This is a genomic window from Lactobacillus sp. ESL0700, from assembly GCF_029392095.1.
In the GTDB taxonomy this organism is placed as follows: domain Bacteria; phylum Bacillota; class Bacilli; order Lactobacillales; family Lactobacillaceae; genus Lactobacillus.
Genome location: NZ_CP113930.1, coordinates 1,958,010 through 1,983,011 on the forward strand (window position 1 = coordinate 1,958,010; position 25,002 = coordinate 1,983,011).

Consider the following 25,002-nt stretch of genomic DNA (forward strand, 5'->3'; position numbering starts at 1 on the left):
GTGCAATAATTCTCTGCTTGCTCTTTTAAAATAATTTCACCATAATTTATTTATAAAATATGGAGGAAAGAAAAATGAAATTTGGTGAGCATTTAAAACAGGCACGAATTACGCATCATTTAACTCAAGAAGAAGTCGCTGAAAAATTCTTCGTTAGCAGACAGACAATTTCTAGCTGGGAAAATGAAAAGACTTATCCAGATATTGTTACACTAATAAAACTAAGTGACTACTACCAAATTTCACTTGATACCCTATTGAAGGAGGATTCTGGTATGAAAGAATATTTAGAAAAAAAGAATGTTGCCCAAGAATTACGGAATATCCAAAAATATTTAAGATTGATAGAATCAATAATTTTAGTTGTTTGTTTAGCTGAGATACTTGACATTATTAAGCTTCACGGCTTTTTCCTATTGCTCATATTAATTCAAATTCCTTTAGCAAAAGCTATTAGACATATCAATAATTTTAATAAGTTAAACAATTTAGGAATTGAATCAAAGTATCACAGTTTCTTTAAAAAGCATAGTTGGCTAGGATATCTTGTTTTTTTAGTAATGGCAATGATGCAATTAGGCGCCAACCTATTACATGATCCTCAATCAATGTATCTTACAGACGTTATTGGAGAATTTATAGTAATACTAATATATTTTGGGTTTATTTATAAACTTGAAAAAAAGCATAATTATTAATATTTAGAATTGAGATCAATCATGTTTTCAGAAACAACTATTACAAAATGGCACTTTTGCCAAACGTTATTCCAATTAATTATTTTATTGGTGTTCCTTATTCTTGGGATTGCGAAATCACAGCATTCATCATCAGCTAGCGTTATTGAAATATTTTTTAACTTTTTCTTTGTTTGTTTACAATTTACTTTATTGAAAAAAGATCAAAATTCTAATAGTCGACTAGTACAATTCAATCATTATTGGGAAAGCTTTACAATTGCACTTTCATTGCCGAATACATTAAAAATTTTAGTTAAACTTTTTAATGAGTATCACATTCTAAATAGTACCTTTTGGATTGCATTATTTACCCTTTATTCGCTTATCATGTATATTCCAATGGCTGAACTTGCATTATACAAAACAAAAAACATTTGGGGCAGAATTTTTATTACCTTTATCATGTTTTTACTTTTGCGCTCTACACCGGATAAATTTATAGATGCTGAAAAGCCCGCACATTGGTTGTTAATTCTTAATCAATCCGGATTTAGTGGCGCAATCATTTTTGCAATCATTATGTTAATTATCATGCACGATTGGGGCTTTCAAGCACCACACTTGCGAATTAGTAAACGAGCTTCAAAAGCAATTATTGGAATTACCTTTTTATTCATCATTATTAGATGCTTATTTAATGGTTTCAATGTTAGTGAATCTTGGACAAGTATTTTAACTTCTTGGGATTTTTATTTAGCAAAATCTATAGCTATTCCATTTTTTAATTCCCTTGAAGCTGGACTTGCTGAAGAATGGTTAATGCGCTTCTGTGTTTTAAGTTTATTACTACAATATTTTGAAAATTCTCACAGACAAATTCTGTGGTCTGTTCTATGTGATGGGTTAATTTTTGGTTCAATACATATCACAAACTTAGGCGCACAATCTGCTTCTGCTACCCTGCAGCAAATGCTTTTTGCTTGTTGCTCTGGATTTGTTTTTGCGGCAATTTATTTATATTCCGACTCTATCTTAATTAGCATAGGCTACCATGCATTATTTGATGCGGCAGCAGCTGTTACAACAGGTGCACTAATAATGAAGTCACCTTCTGTTTTTGATTGGCAAGAAACAATTCTTCTAGCAATTATTGACATTATTTTTGCCTATTTCCTAATTTCTGGTTCTAGAAAAAGCACAATTATATACAACTTAAAACGTAGAAGATTATACCTTTAGGAGATTTAAAACATGAAATTCGGCGAGCATTTAAAGCAGGCACGAATTACGCGTCATCTAACTCAAGAAGAAGTCTCCGAAAAGTTCTTCATTAGCAGACAGACAATTTCTAGCTGGGAAAATGAAAAGACTTATCCAGATATTGTTACACTAATTAAATTAAGCGACTTCTACCAAATTTCACTTGATACCCTATTAAAGGAGGACATAGGTATGAAAGAATATTTAGAAAAAAAGAATGTTATTACGAAATTAAAGCCAATTAAGTGGTGTCTAACAGTAATTGGCCTGATATTAATTGCTTTTTGGTTAGTTAGCCTTAGTTACTCCAACATTTTTGTTCTATTAGCATTAGTAATCACGATTTTTGTCATCACAGCTTTAGCAAGACTAAATGAACTCGATCAAATAAATACTCTAAATTTAAAATATAATTGGCAAAAATACTTTGATGAGCATTCCAAAATAAATTATCTTGTTTTTACAATCATATTAATTTTAGCGATTAGCCTGATTATTTACCAACTTCAAAACATTAATTTTAATAGTGCAACTATATCAGGCACATCTAAATCAGCAGGTGAAAACTTCGGTTATATCATAGGTTATATTTTTGGCGATTTAACACATCGCCTACTATCTGTTGTACTTATTATCGAACTTTATAAACAATGTGTTGAATAAATTTATTTTAATAAATAAATGATATTTTCTGTCTAGCAGTCTATAATAAAAGCAAAAATATTAGGAGGTTACTCTATGAAATTAACTAAAAAAACGATGCTGGTAGCAACTGGTATTAGTCTTATTGCTGGTTTTGGCATTGGCAGCCTTAATCCCCTGCGTTCCACCAATGCAAACACAGAAAATAACTATCATGATAATACAACTTATTGCAACTATCATAATCGTTATAAGAACTTATCATACTGCTATAATCAGCGTGGTACACATCGCGTAAATTCCAATAATTACCGTTGCTCTAATGGTTGTTGGTAATTATAAAAAAGCTTAGCAAATTTTGCTAAGCTATTTTTGTTACATGTGAAACAACAGTTAACTAATTAGCCGCTTAACTTCGCTAATTTCTTTTTCCAAAGGTTGCGTACCATCTAGTACTAGGTCCGCACTCTTGGCAACATACTCTTGATTGTCAACATATAATGGCCGCGCCGTTGATAAATATACTTTAGCCCAAGCGATTATTTCTGCTGCAGTTTTATTTTGATCATCACGAATTATCTGCCGTGCAAAAGCAACATCCAGTGGCGTTTTAATATAGACCACCCAAGTTATATATGGCTTTAAAGTTTCATGACAATAACCGAAAGGAAAATCAAGCAAAATCAACGGTACATTATTATATATTTGCTTAAAGTCATTCATTAATTCACTAATATCGTATTGATTTATCGCTTCTTTTAAGGGCATTGTTGGTTCTGGTGCATTGGGTAATTGATCGATATCATAATCATCAAACGAAATAACCTTGCTAAATGAATATGATTTACTCAATTCACTAATCAGTGTCGTCTTTCCACTCGCGGTTACACCACTAACTACAAGGACTTTACTCTTCATGGGTTCTTCTCGACTTTCTAAATAATTAAATTCATTATAAAGCGAATTCAAAGTAACTACACTTTTTATTGTAAAGCATCTAACAAGTACGATATAATTACATTGAAAAAATAAATATTTTATTATCAAACATAGGGAGCTTATACTATGAACAAAATTGCAAAAGTTTTAGGCTTATCAGTTGCCGCATTAAGTCTTGCAGGTGGTGTTTTTACCACAAATGAAGTTAGTGCCAAAACTACTAAAACACACATTACTAACAAGAAAGCTGTTAAAAAGACCTCTAAAAAGAAAGCCAAGGGCACTAAATATGGCTTCAAAAAAGCTTTTGTCTTCTCAAAAGACTTACAAGGTAAATGGTACAGCAACAACAATTTAACCCCTGAGCCACTTGAAGTTGGCAAATCATCATTGGTTCTTCCATATACTGGTAAAAAGGCTAAAGCCGTAGTCATCGGCAAGGTTAAGGGAACCAACAAATACACATGGCAAATGAGTGGCTCATGGAAGTTAAAGCATGCCAAGGCTTTTGCTAACGTAATGCGCGGCTCATATAAGACCATTGACAAGACTAAATGGACCGTTCTTAGTCCAGTCGATGAAAAGTCAGTTACTGTTGGCTTTGCTTATACTGTTAAAGACGAAAAGATTGATGACAAGACTGGCGAAACCATCAAAGTTGTTTTTGAAGCAAGACCTGATGATGGTAAGGTAATCAACCAATACTTTACAAGTAAGGATTTGGCTAATAAGTATGCTGCAACCAAGTTCGCCGACATGACTTATTCAGACATCAACCCAAGATAAGATTATTTTTAATAAAAAAAGCGAGTAAGGAAAATTTCCTTACTCGCTTTTTTGTGTTTCACATGTAACATTTAGCGCAAAATAATATACTATACAAAAATATGTTACTAACAAACTAAATATTTTTCCTCTTCAACATACAAAATCACTTGACAATCATGTAACCATTTTAATTAACTTTTTCCTTGTTTTACCCCTACATCTCGTATTAAACTTATTAAGTATCAATATGTTGTATTTAAGAAAGAACGTGATTCAAGTTATTGTTTTAAGCGGGCCAATTGGAGCCGGTAAATCCAGTTTAACCAGTATTTTAGCTGAACATCTAGGTACTCAAGCCTTCTATGAGGGAGTTGACAGCAATCCTGTTCTTCCCCTGTACTACAAGGACATGAAGCGATATACGTTTTTGCTCAATATCTACTTGCTCAACCATCGGATAGCACAGATTAATCAAGCAGTTAAAGAGAAAAACAGTGTTTCAGACCGTTCAATCTATGAAGATGCTCTCTTTTTCAAAATGAACGCAGACAGTAATGTCGCTGATCCAACAGAATTTAAGATTTACGACGGCTTGCTCGAAAACATGATGGAAGATACTCCCGGTAATCCAAGTAAGAAGCCGGATTTACTCATTTACATTCATGTGTCGCTAGAAACAATGCTTAAACGCATTAAAAAGCGCGGTCGCTCTTATGAACAAATCAGTACAGATCCTAGTTTAAAGGACTACTATGCACGCCTGATTCGCTACTATGAGCCATGGTATGAAAATTACAATGCATCACCTAAAATAGCAATTGATGGTGATAAATTTGATTTCATTACTGATGAAAATGCTAAAAAAGAAGTTTTGCAGCAAATTGATGACAAATTGCGCGAACTAGGTAATTTAAAATAAAGAAGGAACGTGATGACAGTTATTGTTTTAAGCGGGCCAATTGGAGCCGGTAAATCCAGTTTAACCAGTATTTTAGCAGATTATTTAGGTACTAAGCCATTCTACGAAAGCGTCGATAACAACCCTGTTTTGCCGCTTTTTTACGCTGATCCTAAAAAATACGCCTTTTTATTGCAAGTATTTTTCCTAAATACACGTTTTCGCAGTATTAAAGATGCTTTAACAGAAGACAACAATGTTCTAGATCGTTCAATTTATGAAGATGCCCTTTTCTTCCAAATGAATGCTGACATTGGTCGGGCAACTCAAGAAGAAGTAGACACTTATTATGAATTATTAAACAACATGATGAGTGAGCTTACCCATATGCCAAAGAAGAATCCTGACTTGTTAGTCCACATCAACGTTTCTTATGACACGATGATCAAGCGAATTCAAAAGCGTGGTCGTCCTTACGAACAGCTTAGTTACGACGCAACGCTTGAAGACTATTACAAGCGGCTCTTGCGTTACTACAAGCCATGGTATGACAAGTACGATTATTCACCTAAGATGGAAATTGATGGTGATGCTCTTGACTTTATGACCGATGAGCAAGCTCGGGCAACAGTTTTAGACCAGATTGTTGCCAAATTAAAAGAAGTTGGCAAATTACCTGAGTCATGGGATAAGCCAACTGACATTAAGATTTCTGAATAACTTTAATTATAACTGCTTGACTTATCGAATTAAGTGATTATAATTAAAAGAAAATTAAAAAGGTTATGAGCAGACTAGTAATATTTAGGACTTACCAGAGAGTGTCAGTTGCTGTAAAGACATAAAGCGCCTAGTATGAATCACACCTGCGAACCGTTTTTCTAAAAATGTAAGAAATTCCGGCGGTGCCGTTATCACTACAGTTTTTCATTCTTGTTAAACTGACCGAGGTTATTTACGTGAGTAAATAGCAAATTAAGGTGGAATCGCGTTAAGTCGTCCTTTTAGATAGAAATTATCTAAGAGGGCGGCTTTTTTCTTACAAATTAAGAAATTCCGGTAGTCCCGTTATCACTACAGTTAAACTACTTATGCAGTATTTAACTGATTGAGACTGTTTGCGTGAGCAAACAGCAAATTGAGGTGGAACCACGATTAAACGTCCTCTTAGACCAACGTCTAAGGGGACGTTTTTATTATATAAGGAGAATACCATGAATTACATTAACGCCATCATGCCTTCCCTACTTCAGGGAGCACAAATGACTTTATCACTGTTTTGTTGGACACTTATTATTTCTATTCCCTTAGGAATTATCATTAGCTTAGGGCTCATCTCGCATATTAAGCCTTTGCAGCTCTTTTTAAAATTTTATGTTTGGATTATGCGGGGAACGCCATTATTATTACAATTAATTTTTGTTTTCTATGGCTTACCAATTATTGGCGTGATTTTTCAGCGCTATGATGCGGCATTATTTGCTTTTATCCTCAACTATGCAGCATATTTTGCAGAAATTTTTCGGGGCGGCTTTCAAGCTATTCCCGAAGGACAATATGAAAGTGCGCGAGTTTTGCGATTAACTAAGATGCAAACATTAAAGCATATTGTTATTCCTCAAGTTGTTAAGATTGTTATCCCATCCATTGGTAACGAGGTTATCAATCTGGTTAAGGATACTTCCCTAGTCTATGTTATTGGCCTTGGTGACCTCCTAAGAGCCGGCAATGTTGCCACAGCAAGAGATGTCACCCTAGTGCCACTAGTTTTGGTTGGTATCATCTACCTAGCTATGACGGGAATTGCATCTTATCTTTTGAAGAAAATTGAAAATAGTTATTCTAAATGGAAATAGTTGGAGGCGATTAGATGTTAGAACTTAAAAATATTACCAAGAAATTCGGTCAACGAACAATCTTAGATAAAGTCAACTTGACTATCCCTAGCGGGCAAATTTTAGCAATTGTCGGGCCATCTGGAGCTGGGAAAACAACTTTGTTGCGCTGCTTAAGTGGTCTTGAAACTATCGACTCCGGCAGTTTTTTATGGGATGGTCAAGAATTTAATCCCGCTAATCCAACCGATAGCAGCCAAATAATCGGCGTTGTTTTCCAAGACTATCAATTATTTCCTAATTTAACTGTATTGGAAAACATCACGTTAGCCCCAACTTTAGCACTCAAAAAAGATAAAGCAGCGGCCGAAAAGCAAGCCAAGGAACTACTTGAACGTTTAAATTTAACCGGTAAAGAACAGCTCTATCCTGCACAACTCTCTGGTGGACAGCAACAACGAGTTGCCATTGCCCGTGCTTTAGCCATGAAACCGCAAATTCTTTGTTACGACGAGCCAACTTCTGCTCTTGACCCTGCTTTACGCGGGACGGTTGCTGAAATCATTCTAAAATTAAAGCGTGAAGAGAACATGACACAAATCATTGTTACTCATGATATGGATTTTGCCAAAGAAGTTGCTGATAAAACCTTTACTGTTACCGATCTCAGCCAAAGGAGGTCGAGCTAAGTGAAACGTAAAAATTTTCTTACCCTTATAATGATTTTCTGCTGTGGGATTTTTCTAACTGGTTGTAGCGGAGTTTCGGTTGGTAAGCGAGCTAGTCAAACCGACAATTGGCAGCGGCTAGAAAAACGTGGCTACGTAACTATTGGTGTTGATGATACCTTTGTTCCAATGGGATTTCGCCAAAAAAATGGACAGTTAATTGGTTATGATGTTGATTTAGCTAAGGCTGTTTTTAAGCAATACGGCATGCGCGTTAGCTTCCAGACAATTGACTGGTCGATGAACACCACAGAACTCAAAAACGGAACTATTGACTTAATCTGGAACGGTTTTAGCAAGACTCCTGAGCGCAAAGCAAAGGTTGGCTTTAGCAAGACTTACCTGTATAGCGAGCAATTATTGGTGACTAAACGTAAAAACCACATTAATTCCTATGCTGATATGACTGGAAAAACATTAGGAGCGCAAACTGGGTCTTCTGGATATAACGACATTATCAAACAGCCAAAATTGCTTAAAAATCGCATTAAAAATCACGATCCGGTTCTGTATGACTCCTTCACTAATGCTTTTATCGACTTAAATGCCGGTCGCATTCAGGGATTGCTAATTGACAGCACTTACGCCGACTACTATATTGCACGCCAAAAACACCCAGCTGACTTTACCGTAATTCACGGGCCATTTCCTAAAGATGCCTTTGGTGTCGGCATGAGAAAAAGCGACATAACTTTGCGGGAAAAAATCAATACTGGGCTTGATAAATTAGCTAAAGATGGCACACTAGCCAAAATTAATCATAAATGGTTTGGCTCGGCTGCTGATACACCCTTGCTAAAGAAAAATTAGTCTAACTGCTCCAAAACGTCGGCAATTCCGTCATGATCATTATCCTGCGTGATTACTTTAAACTTTGCCTTTAAATCAGCAGGCGCATTAGCCATTAATACTGGATGAGCAACGGTTTCTAGCATTGCTGCATCATTATAATTATCGCCAAAAGCCCAGCAGTCAGCTAATTTAACATTAAAATCTTCTGCCAAAATTTTAATGCCATTCCCCTTAGAAACACCGTTAATCATTACTTCAAGCAAATTTGGTGCAGATTTAACGATATATAATTCTGGATAATTTGCTTTTAATTCCACTTGTTCCTCATCTAACAACTTTGGGTCACCCATAATCAATACTTTGTGAGCACCCTTAAGCTTTTTGACTTGAGTTAGTGAGCTTGGTGTTGCCTTAACTTTGACGATCTTTTCTTCTTTTTGAACTAATTCGCAATTATTTCCCGGGAAATAATACCAGTTATAGCCACTATAAACGTTCCAAACAGTTCCGTTATTCTTACGCTCAACATACTGACATATTTCTTCTGCCTGATCGGCAGTCATAAACTGCGAGTTCAATGGACGACCCATTTCATCTAAAACTAGAGCGCCATTGTAAGCAATGAGCGGACAGCTCTTCATAATTTGTCCAGCTGCTGTCATAATTCCTTGTGGCATCCGACCTGATACTGGCACAAAAATATTGCCTTTAATTACCTGTTTGCGAATTGCATCCCGCGTTCTAGGTGTTACTTGCAAGTCAGAATTGATTAATGTACCGTCAATATCTGAAAAAAGTAGTTTAACCATAATTTCTCCTCAACTATTTTCTTTAATTAGTAATAATTAAGCTTATTTTAACGATTATTACTAGTCTTGGTCAATAACCGTTAATAGACGATAGTTACTCTTCAGTCAATGATTGGTTTTAATAATTCGTGTTTGCAATTATTTTTCAGAGTGATAGACTTTAATAGTCGAAAGTTAAATTTTAAACACGAACATTAATTTGTGGGAGAGAGATAATGAATTTTATTAAGAGTTATTTTCAGCTCGATAAATATAACACTAGCATTAAAGTGGAATTTCTTGCTGGTTTAACTACTTTTATTAGTATGTCATACATCCTTTTTGTTAACCCTAGCGTTTTGGGTGCAAGTGGCATGAACTCTGGGGCCGTCTTTACCTCAACTGCCTTAGCAAGTGCATTAGGAACAGCAATTATGGGGATTGTTGCCAATTACCCAATTGGTGAAGCACCAGCCCTTGGAATTAACGCCTTCTTTGCTTACACGGTCTGTGTTGGCATGCATGTTTCATGGGAAACAGCGTTAGCTGCTGTTTTTGTTGCCTCAATCATCTTCATTTTAATCACTTTGTTTAAATTGCGGGAAAAAATCATCAATGCTATTCCAGCTGACCTGAAATTTGCCATTTCTTCAGGTATCGGCTTGTTTATCGCCTTTTTAGGAATGCAAGATGGTGGTTTAATTATCGGTAACAAGTCAACCTTAGTTGGTTTAGGATCACTTCACGATCCAGCAGTTTGGATTACCATCTTTGGCTTGTTAATAACCGTTGTGTTAATGATTTTGAATGTACCCGGTGCTATTTTTATCGGCATGGTATTAGCCGCAATCTTCGGTGTTGCTACCGGACAAATCCCGCTGCCAACTAAAGTAATTTCCATGGCGCCAAGTATTGCGCCAACCTTTGGTCAAGCAGTCTTTCACGTTAAAGACATCAATTCGTTGCAAATGTGGGTTGTTGTATTAACGTTCTTACTAGTTACCTTCTTTGATACTGCCGGTACATTAATCGGACTGGCTCAACAAGCTGGATTTATGAAAGACAACAAGATGCCGCGAGTTGGTAGAGCTTTAGCTTCTGACTCAACCGCCATGATGGTTGGTTCTGTCCTAGGGACTTCACCGATTGGTGCCTTTGTTGAATCAAGTGCCGGAATTGCTGTCGGTGGTCGAACTGGTTTAACTGCTGTCTTTGTCGCAATTTTCTTCTTAATTTCAATGATTTTCAGTCCATTACTTGGGTTATTTACCACTCATGTAACAGCACCAGCTTTAATTATTGTTGGTGTTCTAATGGCTCAAAATACGGCTCATATTCATTGGGACAAGATGGAAATTGCCGTACCTGCCTTCTTGATCTTGATTGGTATGCCCCTAACCTACTCCATTTCCGATGGGTTAGCCTTAGGATTAATCACTTATCCAATCTGCATGGTTGCTGCTAAGCGCGGCAAGGAAGTTACACCAATGATGTGGATTCTCTTCTTCGTCTTTATTTTCTTCCTTTGGGTACTCAACTTTTAATTTAATAAAAAATATTATTAAAGCCAAAATCTGACAGTAGATTTTGGCTTTTTTACTTCTTATAAAATAAATTTGGCTATATCATGGAAATATAACATGATTTAGTTATATACTAGTTACATTGGTTCTTTTTAATTTAATATTTTGGAGGAAAAAATGACGACACTAGATAAAGTCTTTCATTTAAACGATGCTCATACCACTGTTAAACGCGAGTTAATCGCTGCATTAACCACGTTTGTCAGTCTCTCCTACATCCTTTTTGTTAACCCTAACATTTTACATGCAGCTGGAATCGATAAAGGTGCGGCGTTTACCGTTACCGCGATTTCAATAGCTATTGGCTGTTTCATCATGGGCTTAGTTGCCAATTATCCAATTGCCTTAGCACCAACTCTTGGTAGTGCAGCCTTTTTCGCTTACAACGTCTGCGTTGGCATGCATATCAACTGGCAAACTGCATTAGCTGCCGTTCTAGTTGCATCCGTACTGTTTATCCTGATAACTGTTCTAAAATTACGGGAAATAGTTGTTGATGCAATTCCGCAAGACATGAAATATGCAATTTCAGCTGGAATTGGCCTCTTCATCGCTTTTATTGGCTTACAAAATGGTAAGTTGATTGTAAATAGTGATTCTAACCTTGTGACTTTAGGTAAATTTAATTCACCTGCTGTCTGGATTACCTTGTTTGGGTTAACGCTAACTGTTATCTTAATGGCAATGAACATTCCCGGTTCCATTTTTATTGGGATGGTCGTTACCGCTGTATTTGGCATTGTAATTGGTCAAATAGCTTTACCTAAAGCTATCATTTCCAGTGCACCAAGTATTGCTCCGACCTTCGGCCAAGCAGTTTTTCATTTAAAAGACATTAATACACCGCAACTGTTCATGGTTGTTCTGACCTTCTTGCTAGTTACCTTTTTTGATACTGCTGGTACCTTAATTGGAATGACTGAGCAAGCAGGAATGGTTGATAAAAACGGTAAAATTCCACGGATTGGTCGCGCATTCTTATCAGATTCTGCGGCAATGGTTGAAGGTGCTATTCTCGGGACAGCACCACTTGGAACTTCAGTTGAATCAAGTGCTGGTATCGCCATGGGCGGTCGTACCGGATTAACCGCAATCTTTGTTGGTATTTTATTTTTAATTAGTATGATTTTTAGTCCGCTATTAGCTGTTATTCCAACAACAGTTACTGCACCAGCGTTAATTATTGTTGGTGTTTTAATGGCTGGCAATTTGAAAAAAATCAATTGGGAAAAATTTGAGATTGCTTTGCCTGCATTCCTGACGGTTGTTGGCATGCCCCTAACTTACAGTATTTCTGATGGTTTAGCACTAGGCATGATTGCTTATCCGATTACAATGATCGCTTCTAAGCAATCTAAAAAAGTCTCACCAATGATGTACGTACTATTTGTAATTTTTATCATTTTCTTTTTAGTAACCAATATGTAATTAAGTAAACCAAAAGCCACCTTTTCAGGTGGCTTTTTTTGTATCGGCAATTTTAACCGTCATATTCAACAGCCTGTAGCTGTTTTATCTTTTCATAAACCTGACCACGCTGACCAGCATCAACTTCCAAAATCAAACTATCACCATTGTTGATTTTAGTTTGACCATTAGGAATCAAATCCCGACCACCGCGATGAATAATTTTAACCAATGTGTGCTGTGGCCACTTGATATCTACTATCTTTCGGTCAACCAAATCACTATTTTCATAAACCGAAATCGTCAGCTGGTCGCGCTGTCCTGTTACCTGAGCTGACTTTTTCTTACCCAGCATTGCTTGTGCCAAGCTGTCATAGATCGGCATCCCGCCGAGCAATTCATCAACTAGCAGCGCCACAAACGAAACCACAGCCAGTGGCATTAGGTGCAATAACGAGCCAACCATTTCCGTAATTAAAATTACGGCGGTAAACGGTGCCCGAATAATTGCCGCAAAGTAGCCCGCCATTGCAAAGATGATTAGATTAATCACCAACTTTTGAGGTAATAAATGCAGCTGTACCATTGTTAAGCCATAAATAGCACCTATTAGGGCGCCCATCGTCAAAATCGGTAAAAAGATGCCACTTGGCAATCCCGAATCATACGAAACAATTGAAAAAATAATTCTAACCAAATAGAAAAATAACAGTAATCCAACCATTGACCAGCCAGTTTTGGTGATCATCTTAGGCAAACTAAGGATTAAACGATTACCAGGACCAGTAATTAACGGCCAACAATATGCAATTGGAATCAATAAAGCTAGCGGGATCAGACCATACAACCAGTTAGGTAACAGCGTAATTTTCGCATATAATTTTTTGCAGCTAAATAAGCCTGTTTTATACAAATAACCTAACAATCCTAAAATAATTCCTAAAAATACCAGGTGCCAGTAAAGCAAAATTGGGAACGTATGGTTATAAGACAGTGCCAGCGCCGCATGCTGACCAAACAAATTGGAAACAACGAAGTCAGCAACCATTGCTCCAGCCAGAGCATTGAGCCACACGCGTTGCGAAAAATTATGAAACACTTCTTCTAGGACAAACAGGGCACCACTTAGCGGCGCACCAAATGCGGCGGCTAAGCCACTCGCCGCTCCCGTTGCAATTAGGACGCGGGCGTTAGTTTTAGTCTGACTGCAGCCCTCGCCGACTCCTTGACCGATAGTTGCCCCTAATTGAAGAGATGGTCCCTCAGGCCCTAGGAACAGGCCTGTACTAATTACTAAAATTCCACCAATTAATTTGCGCCACAAAATTGGTAGCCACTGGAGTGTCAGATTTCCTTGCAGTTGCAACTTAACCTCAGGAATTCCAGACCCACCAACATGAGGATATTGTTTAACAAAATAACCAGCTATCATCCCCACTAATGCCAGACCGCAGGCAATGATGGCGAGCCACCAAGCATTGCTATGTGCTAAATTAAATAATTTCAACCAAAAAGCCGTCATCTTTTCAATTTCTAAGCGAAAGATACCGACAATTATGCCTGTAAATAGTCCCACTAACAGGGCCTGGCCCAACAATTTTATTTCCGAATGATTGCGCAAAACTTATACTCCCCTATCTAAAACACTCTTTCCATTGTACAACAAAAAACAGCTAAATTAATTTAGCTGTTTTTGTGTTACACGTGTAACATGATTATTTTTCTTCATACCATTCTGTATGGAAGACACCAGGACGGTCATTTCTGTAGTAAGTGTGCGCACCGAAGTAATCACGTTGACCCTGAATTAGGTTAGCAGGTAAGCTTGGATTAAAAATTGATTCTAAGTAATTAAGAGCTGCACTCAAGGTTGGTGTTGGAATACCGGCTTTAGTTGCTAATGCAATTACTTGCCGCAAAGCACCAATGTTTTCAGCCATTAAGTCCTTGAAGTAACTATCTTCAAATAAATTATCCAGCTTTTTGCCGTTCTCATAAGCATTTTCAATATCTTTCAACATTGATGAACGAATAATACAGCCAGCTTCCCAATCTTGGGCAATTGCTGGGTAACGCAAATCCCATTTATAAGCATCTGCGGCCATCTTCAATTGTTGGAAGCCTTGAGCATAAGCAACAGCTTGACCTAATTGCAGTGCTTTACCCAAGTTAGCTACTAAATCACTTGGTACATCGCCATTCCAAGTAATTTCTTTACCAGCGCGTGTTGTTGCCTTAGACATAAACCGTGCTAAAACAGCTTCCGCAATTACACTGATTGGTGTTCCTAAGCGAATTGCGTCTTCAAGCATCCAGTTACCAGTACCCTTGTATGATGCCACATTCAAGATATGGTCGATTACATGGTCAGGAGTTAATTCATCTTTTTGCTTTAAGACTTCTGCCGTAATTTCACTTAAGTAAGCCTTAACGATTCCTTGGTTCCAATCAGTAAAGATTTGCGCCATTTCCTCATTAGTTTTACCAGCAACTTTTCGTAAAATATCATAAACTTCGGAAAATTCTTGCATAATGCCGTATTCAATTCCGTTATGAACCATTTTAACGTAGTGACCGCTGCCTTCGGGTCCAATAAAGCTGACACAAGGACGACCTTCAGTGTTCTTAGCAGCAATTGCTTCTAAGATAGGAGCAACTTGCTTGTAGGCTTCTTCATCGCCACCTGGCATCAAAGCTGGACCATTCAAAGCCCCTTCTTCACCACCGGAAACACCCATTCCAATAAAGTGAATGCCGTGTTCCTGCATTTCGTGAAACCGCCGGTTAGTATCGTTAAAATTGGAGTTACCACCGTCGATTAAAATATCACCCTTGTCTAGTAAGGGTAATAAAGTATGTAAAGTTTCATCAACCGGACGACCAGCAGCGATTTGAATTAAAATTTTGCGTGGTTTCTCTAATGAATTAACGAACTCTTCCCAAGAATAAGTAGGTTTTAATTTATCGTCTTCATATTTTGCAAAAGCATCGACTTCTGGCTTGTCGATACTGTAACCAGAAACTGAAAAGCCACTATTTCTGACATTTAAAGCAAGATTCTTACCCATTACAGATAAGCCAATTATTCCAAATTGTTGCATATTTTATCCTCCACTATTAAATTTATCCTCTATTATTATACTTATAAGTATGCAAAAAAGCGAAACCTTTTTATTAGTTCCGCTTTTTATTTTTTAATATTAACGATTAATTAACATTAAGCTTCTGAAGCACCTGAAGTTGCATCGTCTTCATCTACAGGACCGAAAGCATCATCGTTAACGCCGTATTTTTCAGCGAAGTAGCTGAATGGCTTCAAACCTTGTGCTTGGTACTTCTCAACGAATGCTGGGTCGTCCAAAGTGTTTAATTCAGTTGAGTATGGCATTTCGTGAGTAAGCTTAACGTCTACTAACATTGGCTTGTCAGAACTCTTCCATTCCTTAACTGCATCTTCAAATTCTTGCTTAGTACGTACAGTTACACCCTTAACGTTCATACCTTCAGCAACCTTTGCCCAGTCGTTATCTGGAAGGATAACACCTGATAATGGTTGGTGTGATTGGTCTTCTTGTTCAGCTTGGATGAAACCAAGAGTTTCGTTAGTGAAGACAACGTTCATGATGTGCATGTTGTAACGAGCTTGGGTCAATAATTCTTGACTCATCATTGCAAAACCACCGTCACCACCAAGGTTCCAAACTTCACGGTCTGGACAAGCAGTTGCAGCAGCTACAGCAGCTGGTGAACCAAAGCCCATAGTTGCGTACAAGCCTGAAGTTGCCCAAACTTGGTTATCGTGCAAGTTCATCAAACGTTGGAAGTCAATGTTGATGTTACCAACATCAATACCAAACATTGCATCGTCTGCAGCGTATTTGTTAATAATGTCAAAGATTGGTTCACGACGAATTGGCATTTCATCTGCATCGTCAAAGCTGTGTTGCCATTCTTCCCAGTTCTTACGGTCTTCAACACCAGCTTTGTAAAGTGGTGATTCTTCACGAGCTTCACCAGCATCAATGATTGCTTGCAAAGTCTTAGCACCGTCAGCCAAGATTGGTAGATCAACAGTGTGACGCTTACCCAATTTTTCTGAGTCAATATCAATTTGGATCATCTTAGCCTTAGGGTTAAAGAAGTAGCTTGAGAATGGTGAGTCGTTACCAACCCATACAACCAAGTCAGCGTGAGTTTGGATGTCGTCACTTGCCTTAGGAGCACAACGACCAATTGAACCCAAGTATGCTGGGAATGCATCTTCAACGATACCCTTAGCAATAACTGATGACATAAGTGGCATCTTGAACTTGTCTGAGAATGCCTTCAATACGTCACCGTGACCCTTAAGTCCCATACCAAAGTAAACTACTGGATTTGTAGCTTCTGCAATTAACTTAACTGCTTCATCAACTGATTCTTTAATTGGTGCAGCGTAGTTAGGCATAGCAGTTAATGAGTTAGCAGTAACTTGGAAGTTGTAGTTAATCTTGTCCCAACCGAAGTCTTTTGGCAAGATTAAAACTGCTGGACCCTTCTTAGCGTATGCTTGACGAAGAGCTTCATCCATCATCCGTGGAATTTGGTTAGCTGCTTTAACTTGGTGGTTCCAAACAGCAACGTTATCAAACCAAGGCTTTTCATCAAAAGCTTGGAAGAAGTTCATGTCTTGACGGCTAGTAGGTACGTTAGCAATGATAGCTACCATTGGAGTCTTGTCGTACTTAGCGTCGTATAAACCGTTCATCAAGTGAACAGCACCAGGTCCAGCTGAACCAAAACATACACCAACTTTACCGGTGAGCTTGTATTCAGCTGAAGCTGCTAAAGCGCCAGCTTCTTCGTGACGAACTTCGATAAACTTAAGTTTGTCTTTGAAATTAAGAATAGCATTCATAGTTGAGTCGAATGAACCACCTGGATAACCAAAGATGTGGTCAATATCCCAATCAACTAATACTTGAAGCATTGCATCTGAGCCATTAATTTTTGTCATTTGAGCGTATCTCCTTCAAATAAATCACTTACATACAGTATTAAAACATATAATTCCATAATTACAAGTAACTGAATTGCAAATAACTCAGGCTTTAGAAGATAACTAGCAAAATACAAAAAGTAACATAATCATAAATTTTCAGACGATCAATTTAGTGATAAGTTGACTTTAATAAACGGAAATCGCTTTATTTACAGACTATACTAGATTTCGCTAAAAACCGCCACTATTAATATATATCAGTATAAACAAAAAAACGAAACCAAAATAAATTGATTTCGTTTCTCTAAAAATAATTAAAATTATTTATTAATTATTAGTGTGCTGAAGCACCTGAAGTTGCATCTTCTTCTGGCTCTGGTTCAGGTTCAGCTTCTTCTTCTGAAGCACCTGAAGCAGTGTCTTCTACAAGACCGTATTTTTCAGCAAAGTAACTGAATGGCTTCAAACCTTGTGCTTGGTACTTCTCAACAAATGCTGGGTCGTCCAAAGTGTTCAATTCAGTTGAGTAAGGCATTTCGTGAGTGAACTTAACGTCGATTAACATTGGTCCATCCATTTGCTTGAATTCCTTAACTGCGTCTTCGAATTCCTTCTTAGTACGTACAGTTACGCCCTTAACGTTCATACCTTCAGCAACCTTTGCCCAGTCGTTGTTAGGAATGATAACACCTGATAATGGTTGGTTAGATTCATCTTCTTGTTCAGCTTGAATGTAACCTAAAGTTTCGTTAGTGAAGACAACGTTGATAACGTGCATGTTGTAACGAGCTTGTGTCAACAGTTCTTGGTTCATCATTGCGAAACCACCGTCACCACCAAGGTTCCAAACTTCACGTTCTGGATGAGTAGTAGCTGCAGCAAGTGATGCTGGAGTACCAAAGCCCATAGTTGCGTACAAGCCTGAAGTTGCCCAAGTTTGTTCATCATGTAAGTTAACTAAACGTTGGAAGTCAATGTTGATGTTACCAACATCAATAGCAAACATTGCGTTGTCTGCAGCGTATTTGTTAATGATGTCAAAGATTGGTTCACGACGAACTGGCATTTCGTCTGAGTCAACAAAGCTGTTTTCCCATTCTTCCCAGTTTTCACGGTCTGCAATAGCAGCCTTGTAAAGTGGTGATTCTTCACGAGCTTCACCAGCATCAATGATTGCTTGCAAAGTCTTAGCACCATCAGCCAAGATTGGAACATCAACAGCATGACGCTTGCCCAATTTTTCTGAGTCAACATCAATTTGGATGACCTTAGCCTTTGGATCAAAGAAGAATACTGAGAATGGTGAGTTGTTACCAACCCAAACAACCAAGTCAGCGTGAGTTTGGATATCATCACTAGGTTTTGGTGCAACACGACCAATTGAACCCATGTATGCTGGGAACTTGTCTTCAACAATACCCTTAGCAATAACTGATGACATAATTGGAGTCTTAAACTTGTCAGCAAATGCCTTTAAAACATCGCCGTGACCCTTCATACCCATACCGTAGTATACTACTGGGTTCTTTGCTTCTTTAAGAAGTTTAACAGCTGCGTCAACATCAGTCTTCTTAGGAGCTGCATAGTTAGGAATAGCTTCTAATGAGTTGTATGTTACACGGAAGTTATCGTTAATCTTGTCCCAACCAAAGTCCTTAGGAAGGATTAAAACTGCTGGACCCTTCTTAGCATATGCTTGACGAAGAGCTTCATCCATCATGCTAGGAACTTGGTCAGCTGTCTTAATTTGGTGGTTCCAAACTGCTACAGCATCAAACCAAGGCTTTTCATCAAAAGCTTGGAAGAAGTCAATATCTTGACGGCTAGTTGGTACGTTAGCAACGATAGCTACCATAGGTACCTTGTCGTATTTTGCATCGTACAAACCATTCATCAAGTGAACAGCACCAGGGCCGGCTGAACCAAAACATACACCAGCATGACCAGTGAATTTATATTCAGCAGCTGCTGCCAAAGCACCAGCTTCTTCGTGACGAACTTCAATATAGTTCATCTTGCCCTTGAAATCGTGGATAGCGTTCATTGTTGAATCGAATGAACCACCTGGGAAACCATAAATATGATCAATATGCCAGTCCAATAAAACTTGAAGCATAGCATTTGCGCCATTAATTTTTGCCATTTTAAAGTGCATCTCCTTAAATACATGTTTACTTACATAATGTATTAAAACATATAATTTCACAATTTCAAGTATGCACTAACGTTAATAAAGTACTGGGATTTCGGCTTTTAAAAAGAAATATTTTCACAATTTGGATAGCGTTATCATTGATAACGCTTTTATAGCAATCTTTATGCTTGTTATCAATTGATCATTCTTCAAATATAATCGCCAAGTTTCAAATATAAAAAATTTTTAAATTTTTTATTTCTTAATCTTTTCGTAATGACCGTTTTGAATATACACACTCAAAATAGCCAAATCTGCCGGATTAACACCCGATATTCTTTCGGCTTGAGCTATTGTCTCAGGCCGAATCTTAGCGAATTTCTGTCTTGCTTCAGTTGCCAAACCATCGATTGCATTATAGTCAATGCCTGCTGGGATTTTTTTAGCTTCTTGACGGTGGAGCCGGTCAATCTGAACTTGTTCTTTTTTAATATATCCGGCGTACTTAATATTAATTTCAACCTGTTCTTTGACATAACGATCTGATGAAATTTCCTCTCCTGTCAGCCGTTCAATGTCATCAATTGTTACTTTAGGCCGTCTTAAAAAGATATCTGCCTTAACACCAGCACCCATTGCATTTTCACCAATTCCACTCAAATATTGTTGAATTTCAAAATTTGGATGAATGGTTAAACTAGCCAATTTTGCCTTAACATTCGCAATTTGTTTTTTCTTATCTTCGAATTTAGCATAGCGTTCATCTGAAATTAAGCCCAACTTGTAGCCATAATCAGTTAACCGTAAGTCAGCGTTATCGTGGCGCAAAATCAAGCGATACTCGGCGCGAGAAGTGAGTAAGCGATATGGCTCCTCAGTACCCTTAGTTACCAAATCATCAATTAAGACACCAATGTAAGCTTCATCCCTGCCTAAAGTAAAGCTAGGCTTGCCAGCAGCACGCAAAGCAGCATTGATCCCAGCAATTAATCCTTGACCAGCTGCTTCTTCATAGCCAGAAGTACCGTTCATTTGGCCAGCAGTAAACAAGTTCTTAATGTTTTTGGTTTCCAAAGTATGCTTTAACTGCCACGGATCAACAACATCGTATTCAATTGCATAACCTGGACGCATCATTTCAGCATGTTCTAGTCCCGCAACTGAATGCAGCATTTTCAGCTGAATTTCTTCTGGCATTGAAGTTGAAAAATCACCAACATAGACTTCCTTGGTAGTCTTTCCTTCTGGCTCTAAGAAGATTTGGTGGCGCGGTTTATCAGCAAACCGGACAACCTTGGTTTCGATTGACGGACAATAACGCGGGCCAACACCCTTAATTTGACCCGAAAACATTGGCGAACGTGTCAGATTTTCATTAATAATCTTGTGCGTTTCCTGATTGGTATAAGTCATCCAGCAAGAAACTTGGTCCTTTAAGTAGTCTTCATCCCTACTGGTAAAGGAAAAGTGGCGCGGCTCTTCATCTCCGGGCTCCTCTTCGGTCTTGGAATAATCAATCGTATTACCATTAACGCGCGGCGGGGTACCAGTCTTAAAACGGCGCAGTTTAAAGCCTAATTTTTCCAAATTTTCAGATAATTTAATCGCTGGTACCGTGTTATTAGGACCTGAAGAATAATTCAGTTCCCCAATAAAAATGCGGCCACGAGCAGAGGTCCCTGTTGTGAGGACAACACTTTTAGCATGGTAACGAGCACCTGTGTTAGTGATAAGGCCTGTACATACCCCATCTTCAACAATTAACTCGTCCACTGTTGCCTGACGCAAAGTCAAATTAGGAGTGTTCTCAATGACATCCTTCATTTGCTCATGATATTGCCACTTGTCAGCTTGAGCCCGTAAAGCGCGCACTGCTGGGCCCTTACCCGTATTCAGCATCCGCATTTGGATATAGGTGGCATCAATATTTTTACCCATTTGGCCGCCCAAAGCATCAATTTCACGCACAACCGTCCCCTTAGCTGGACCACCAACGGACGGATTACACGGCATGAAGGCAACCATATCAAGGCTAATTGTCAGCAACAAAGTCTTTTGGCCCATTCTGGCACTAGCCAAAGCTGCCTCGCTGCCGGCATGACCGGCACCAACAACAATGACATCATAATCATTTGAGTCGTAACTCTTAATCATTTCCACTTCTACTCCTATTTTCCTAAACAAAATTGACTAAACAATTCATTAACTAGCTCATCAGGACTGCTTTCGCCTGTAATCTCGCCTAAGGTATCCCACGCGCCGTTAAAATCAATCTGAGCAATGTCTACCGGTACTTCATCTTTAACCGCCTGAATAACGTCTTGCAGCTGTTTTTTGGCCTTTTCTAATAAACCAACTTGGCGCTGGTTAGTGACCATCACCTGATCATTAGAATTTTCAATCCCACTAAAGAACAATTTTCTAATTGCTTCTTCTAATTCAGTAAGATTCTTTTCCTGCAAAATCGACGTAGCAATTACCTCGCTACCCGTTATTTTTTTGATTTCACTAACCGTTAACTTTTGCCCTAGGTCCGTCTTATTTAAAATTACAATTCGCTTTTTAGCATCTGTTGCGGCAATCAGAGCCTTGTCTTCCGGCGATAAATCCTGACTAGAATCAAGTAGTAATAATACTAAATCAGCTTGAGCCAGCGCCTTTTTAGACCGTTCAACACCAATTTTTTCAACTTTATTATCAGTATGCCGAATCCCAGCTGTATCGATCAGCTTCAATGGCACTCCTTTAATTGCAACGTATTCCTCTAACGTGTCTCGGGTTGTCCCCGCAACATCGGTAACAATTGCCTTATCGCTTTTAGTCAAATAATTAAGTAGCGATGACTTACCAACATTAGGCTGACCAATGATTGCCGTTGCCAAGCCATTACGCAAAGCCGTCCCTTCAGCTGCCGTATCCAGTAAGCGCGTGATTTTCTCACTTACCGACTGTGAAACAGACGCCATCTGCTTAGCGGTAATAGTGTCGGCATCATACTCAGGATAATCAATGTTAACCTCAACGTTTGCCAAAGTATCCAAAATTTCCTGCCGCATTGCGCGAATTTTTTCGAGCAGACCACCTTCAAGCTGTTTTTCAGCAACTTGGCGGGCCTTATCAGTCTTAGCACGCACAATATCCATTACACTTTCGGCTTGAGTCAGATCAATTCGACCGTTAACAAATGCCCGTTTGGTAAACTCACCGGCTTCCGCCATTCGTGCGCCTTCTTTAAGCAATAGTTGCAAAATCCGGTTAGTGACCACAATGCCGCCGTGGCAGTTAATTTCAACAATATCTTCACGTGTAAATGTTTTCGGCGCCAGCATCACTGAAACCATTGCCTCGTCAATTACCTGCTTAGTTTCTGGTTCAATTACGTGACCATAGTGAATTGTATGACTAGGTACTTTGGCTAAATTAGCTCCTTTAAAAACGCGATTAGCAATCTTAACTGCATCTTCTCCCGACATGCGGACAATCGAAATTCCACCCTCACCAATTGGCGTTGAAATAGCAGCAATTGTATCAAATTCGGTTAAAGTTTGTGCCATAATTTCTCCTTTTCAAATAAATTTCAATAAAAAAAGCGCATTATAGCACCACGAAAAATTCGTGATGTATAAAGCACTTTGACTACTTTATCTAAAAATCACTTTAGACTAAATATTTACTTTTTACGCTTTAAACGCTTATAGGTTCTTCTAAGTTGACGTTTACGCTCACGTTCGGCTTCTGCCTTAGCTTCTTGCGCCTTGCGATATTTAATCGGATTCTGCAAGATAAAGGTTTGACCAACTTGGAAGAGGTTAGAAACTACCCAGTACAAAACAATCGCTGACTGGAAGTAAATTCCCATTACACCAACCATAATTGACATCCCATAAGTCATCATCTTAGTTGATGCTGTTTGTGATTCCTTCGGCGTTGACAACTGACTAATGTAAGTTGACAGGAACGTCAAAATCATCGACAAAATCGGCATAATGAAGTAAGGATCTGGTTTACCTAAATCCATCCATAAAAAATGACCTGTCTGAAGTTGCGGTGTTTGCCAGATTGCGCCATACAAGGCATACATTACCGGCAACTGAATAATTAGTGGCAAACAACCAGCATACGGATTAATCCCAGCTTCTTTATAAAGCTTATTGGTTTCTTGGGACAATAATGTCCGCGATTCCGTATCATTACCCGGATACTTTTTGCGTAATGCATTAATTTCCGGCTGAATTGCTTGCATCTTCGTCGTGCTCTTAATGGAAATCGCACTAAGCGGATACAAAATAACCCGCACAATTACAGTAAAGACAATGATTGCCCAACCGTAACTATTGCTCATAATTTTAGCCAGCCATAGGATAAAGACCGACATATAATAAATGATCCAGCGATTCCACCAGCTACCACTAGTATGCGAAACTGGCGCCACTTTGGCGTTAGTTTGCGCTGCACAACCCGTTAAAACAACAGCGATTGCAACAACTGCTAGTAGTGTAAGCAGACGTTTGACATTTCTCTTAGTTAAAATGTCTTTCACTCTAATCTTCCTCAACTTCATCAGGTATTTCTTCAATAATATTGGCCAAAAAGAGTGCGTGCAGCAAGTTCTTTCTGACTTCAGCCATTTTAAAATTACGCGCATATGGCCTAGCAATCACTAAAAAGTCAATTTGCGCTTCAATTGCAGGCTTATTTTCAGTAAGAACCGCACGAATATAACGTTTGAGCCGGTTGCGAACAACGGCAGTATGACCCACCTTTTTGCCAACAGAAATCCCCACTCGAAAATGTTTATTTTCTGTTTTATCTATTTTATAGATGACAAAAGCACGGTTTGCCACTGAATTACCAGATTTAAAAACTCGCTGAAAATCATTTTCAGTTTTAACTCGATAAGACTTTCTCAAAACGTTTCATTCCACTCTTGTACACTAAAAAAACCACTGGGATTCAGTGGTTTAAGCAGATAAGACTTTTCTACCCTTTGCACGGCGTCTAGCTAAAACCTTGCGGCCATTAGATGTACTCATCCGTTTCATAAAGCCATGAACTCGTGAACGGTGACGCTTTTTAGGTTGGTAAGTTCTCTTAGTTGTCATTAAACTACACCTCCATTTTTATATGCTAACTGCACAATTTAATATCTAGAATAGCATGATTAAAGTAAAAAACCAAGTAAAAATGCTAATTAATTTTGAACCGATTAGATAAATTTTTAAACTAACCTGAATCTGTCTGTGTAACTTTTAGCAGATTATTTTTCCACAATTTAGTAATTCACAGCCTTGTTGCAGCAAATATCCACAATCGCCAGCCTGTTGATAAAGATATTCACACCATGTGGATATAATTCTAAAAATTCAAATTTATCTTTGCTATATCAGTAAATTTTATTAACAGCTTTATCAAAAATATCTTTTTCCACAGTCAAATAATCAGAAATATTGTTAATTACCCAAATAGTCTTATCCACAACATGTTAATTCTTAATTTCTTTTGTTCACTTGTGGAAAACATTTTGCTTAGATGGTAAAATAACTTGGGTTAAAAATTATTGGAGGAGA

At 38.1% G+C, this 25,002-nt stretch carries 22 protein-coding genes, 1 pseudogene and 1 other annotated feature; of the genes and pseudogenes, 12 read left to right on the forward strand and 11 right to left on the reverse strand.

Translation table 11 applies throughout. From position 1 onward, the window contains the following. Window positions 1-74: 74 nt before the first annotated feature. From OZX63_RS09295 to OZX63_RS09310, 4 genes and pseudogenes are all read left to right on the forward strand, one after another. Window positions 75-296: pseudogene (locus tag OZX63_RS09295) on the forward strand (helix-turn-helix transcriptional regulator); the annotation flags it as partial. Window positions 297-719: 423 nt separating this feature from the next. Beyond that, a complete protein-coding gene (locus OZX63_RS09300) occupies window positions 720-1,919 on the forward strand; it encodes a CPBP family intramembrane glutamic endopeptidase (RefSeq protein ID WP_277143474.1) in 1,200 nt (399 codons plus the stop codon). A gap of 12 nt (window positions 1,920-1,931) precedes the next feature. Then, window positions 1,932-2,603: a helix-turn-helix transcriptional regulator gene (locus tag OZX63_RS09305; protein ID WP_277143476.1), complete on the forward strand. Its 672-nt coding sequence runs from the start codon at window positions 1,932-1,934 to the stop codon at window positions 2,601-2,603. Window positions 2,604-2,678: 75 nt separating this feature from the next. Continuing rightward, window positions 2,679-2,918: a hypothetical protein gene (locus OZX63_RS09310; protein ID WP_277143480.1), complete on the forward strand. Its 240-nt coding sequence runs from the start codon at window positions 2,679-2,681 to the stop codon at window positions 2,916-2,918. Between the two features lie 57 nt (window positions 2,919-2,975). Here OZX63_RS09310 and OZX63_RS09315 read toward each other — a convergent pair whose 3' ends face one another. Continuing rightward, entirely contained in the window at window positions 2,976-3,500 is a 525-nt protein-coding gene (locus OZX63_RS09315) for an adenylylsulfate kinase (RefSeq protein WP_277143482.1), read from the reverse strand. 147 nt (window positions 3,501-3,647) lie between these two features. On the opposite strand from OZX63_RS09315, the gene OZX63_RS09320 reads away from it, so the two are divergent. From OZX63_RS09320 to OZX63_RS09345, 6 genes are all read left to right on the forward strand, one after another. Beyond that, the gene (locus OZX63_RS09320) at window positions 3,648-4,307 is read left to right on the forward strand and encodes a hypothetical protein (protein ID WP_277143484.1); all 660 of its coding nucleotides are present in this window, start codon (window positions 3,648-3,650) and stop codon (window positions 4,305-4,307) included. Between the two features lie 250 nt (window positions 4,308-4,557). After that, window positions 4,558-5,208, forward strand: a complete 651-nt coding sequence (locus OZX63_RS09325) for a deoxynucleoside kinase (protein WP_277145122.1) — start codon at window positions 4,558-4,560, stop codon at window positions 5,206-5,208. A 12-nt stretch (window positions 5,209-5,220) separates the two neighbouring features. Continuing rightward, a complete protein-coding gene (locus OZX63_RS09330) occupies window positions 5,221-5,907 on the forward strand; it encodes a deoxynucleoside kinase (RefSeq protein ID WP_277143486.1) in 687 nt (228 codons plus the stop codon). 56 nt (window positions 5,908-5,963) lie between these two features. Beyond that, window positions 5,964-6,194, forward strand: a binding site (T-box leader). A gap of 207 nt (window positions 6,195-6,401) precedes the next feature. Continuing rightward, complete coding sequence (locus tag OZX63_RS09335; protein ID WP_277143488.1) at window positions 6,402-7,043, forward strand: amino acid ABC transporter permease; 642 nt, start codon at window positions 6,402-6,404, stop codon at window positions 7,041-7,043. Between the two features lie 14 nt (window positions 7,044-7,057). Beyond that, a complete protein-coding gene (locus OZX63_RS09340) occupies window positions 7,058-7,711 on the forward strand; it encodes an amino acid ABC transporter ATP-binding protein (RefSeq protein WP_277143489.1) in 654 nt (217 codons plus the stop codon). After that, window positions 7,712-8,560, forward strand: a complete 849-nt coding sequence (locus tag OZX63_RS09345; protein ID WP_277143491.1) for an amino acid ABC transporter substrate-binding protein — start codon at window positions 7,712-7,714, stop codon at window positions 8,558-8,560. On the opposite strand, the gene OZX63_RS09350 is transcribed toward OZX63_RS09345, so the two are convergent. Continuing rightward, window positions 8,557-9,354, reverse strand: a complete 798-nt coding sequence (locus tag OZX63_RS09350) for a Cof-type HAD-IIB family hydrolase (RefSeq protein ID WP_277145123.1) — start codon at window positions 9,352-9,354, stop codon at window positions 8,557-8,559. The two genes, OZX63_RS09345 and OZX63_RS09350, sit on opposite strands and share 4 nt — an antisense overlap. Before the next feature lie 212 nt (window positions 9,355-9,566). On the opposite strand from OZX63_RS09350, the gene OZX63_RS09355 reads away from it, so the two are divergent. Both OZX63_RS09355 and OZX63_RS09360 read left to right on the forward strand, forming a co-directional pair. After that, complete coding sequence (locus OZX63_RS09355; protein ID WP_277143494.1) at window positions 9,567-10,874, forward strand: NCS2 family permease; 1,308 nt, start codon at window positions 9,567-9,569, stop codon at window positions 10,872-10,874. 156 nt (window positions 10,875-11,030) lie between these two features. Further along, complete coding sequence (locus OZX63_RS09360; protein WP_277132384.1) at window positions 11,031-12,341, forward strand: NCS2 family permease; 1,311 nt, start codon at window positions 11,031-11,033, stop codon at window positions 12,339-12,341. A 52-nt stretch (window positions 12,342-12,393) separates the two neighbouring features. On the opposite strand, the gene OZX63_RS09365 is transcribed toward OZX63_RS09360, so the two are convergent. The 9 genes from OZX63_RS09365 to rpmH all read right to left on the reverse strand — a co-directional run bounded on the left by OZX63_RS09365 (window position 12,394) and on the right by rpmH (window position 24,537). After that, window positions 12,394-13,941 carry a ClC family H(+)/Cl(-) exchange transporter gene (locus OZX63_RS09365; RefSeq protein ID WP_277143496.1) on the reverse strand — a complete coding sequence of 516 codons (1,548 nt, stop codon included), beginning with the start codon at window positions 13,939-13,941 and terminating at the stop codon, window positions 12,394-12,396. 94 nt (window positions 13,942-14,035) lie between these two features. After that, window positions 14,036-15,421: an NADP-dependent phosphogluconate dehydrogenase gene (gene gndA / locus OZX63_RS09370; protein ID WP_277143498.1), complete on the reverse strand. Its 1,386-nt coding sequence runs from the start codon at window positions 15,419-15,421 to the stop codon at window positions 14,036-14,038. Between the two features lie 116 nt (window positions 15,422-15,537). Beyond that, entirely contained in the window at window positions 15,538-17,316 is a 1,779-nt protein-coding gene (gene spxB, locus OZX63_RS09375) for a pyruvate oxidase (RefSeq protein WP_277143500.1), read from the reverse strand. A 319-nt stretch (window positions 17,317-17,635) separates the two neighbouring features. After that, entirely contained in the window at window positions 17,636-19,444 is a 1,809-nt protein-coding gene (gene spxB, locus OZX63_RS09380; protein ID WP_277132388.1) for a pyruvate oxidase, read from the reverse strand. 246 nt (window positions 19,445-19,690) lie between these two features. After that, window positions 19,691-21,589, reverse strand: coding sequence for a tRNA uridine-5-carboxymethylaminomethyl(34) synthesis enzyme MnmG (gene mnmG / locus OZX63_RS09385; RefSeq protein ID WP_277143502.1), 1,899 nt, complete (start codon window positions 21,587-21,589; stop codon window positions 19,691-19,693). Between the two features lie 14 nt (window positions 21,590-21,603). Further along, window positions 21,604-22,989 (reverse strand): tRNA uridine-5-carboxymethylaminomethyl(34) synthesis GTPase MnmE, encoded by a 1,386-nt coding sequence (mnmE, locus tag OZX63_RS09390; RefSeq protein ID WP_277143504.1) that lies wholly within the window; start codon window positions 22,987-22,989, stop codon window positions 21,604-21,606. A 116-nt stretch (window positions 22,990-23,105) separates the two neighbouring features. Next, window positions 23,106-23,975 (reverse strand): membrane protein insertase YidC, encoded by an 870-nt coding sequence (gene yidC / locus OZX63_RS09395; RefSeq protein WP_277143506.1) that lies wholly within the window; start codon window positions 23,973-23,975, stop codon window positions 23,106-23,108. 1 nt (window position 23,976) lies between these two features. Next, the gene (rnpA, locus tag OZX63_RS09400; RefSeq protein WP_277132391.1) at window positions 23,977-24,345 is read right to left on the reverse strand and encodes a ribonuclease P protein component; all 369 of its coding nucleotides are present in this window, start codon (window positions 24,343-24,345) and stop codon (window positions 23,977-23,979) included. A gap of 51 nt (window positions 24,346-24,396) precedes the next feature. After that, on the reverse strand, window positions 24,397-24,537 hold the full coding sequence (rpmH, locus tag OZX63_RS09405; RefSeq protein WP_003549412.1) for a 50S ribosomal protein L34: 141 nt from the start codon (window positions 24,535-24,537) through the stop codon (window positions 24,397-24,399). Between the last annotated feature and the right edge of the window lie 465 nt (window positions 24,538-25,002).